The organism is Pseudomonas sp. SIMBA_041 (assembly GCF_046535095.1).
Lineage (GTDB): Bacteria > Pseudomonadota > Gammaproteobacteria > Pseudomonadales > Pseudomonadaceae > Aquipseudomonas > Aquipseudomonas mucoides.
Genome location: NZ_JAWRXJ010000460.1, coordinates 1 through 263, shown reverse-complemented (window position 1 = coordinate 263; position 263 = coordinate 1). Strand labels below are relative to the sequence as shown.

At 69.6% G+C, this 263-nt stretch carries 1 protein-coding gene; it reads right to left on the bottom strand.

Features of this window, described 5'->3' with window-relative positions; translation table 11 throughout:
* A partial coding sequence (locus tag SB725_RS31920) for a LysR substrate-binding domain-containing protein (RefSeq protein WP_410923463.1) occupies window positions 1–263 on the bottom strand: 263 nt, incomplete at both ends.

Sequence of the window (263 nt, the reverse complement as noted above, 5' to 3'; positions counted from 1 at the left end):
CAGGTGCCGGGGCAGCCAGGCAAAGCCCAGGCCGCTGCCGACGAAGGTCGCGGCAGTGGCCAGGCTGCCCACGGTCCAGCGTTGTTCGGCGCCGAGCCAGCCGACATCTCGCGGTTGCTGGCGGCCGGAGTCGCGGATCACCACTTGCAACTGGCTTTCCAGGTCCTGGAAATGCAGTTCCCGCTGCAGGCGGTGCAGGGCGTGTTCCGGGTGGGCCACGGCGACGAACTCCACCGAGCTCATCTCGGTGCCCAGGTAGCCGG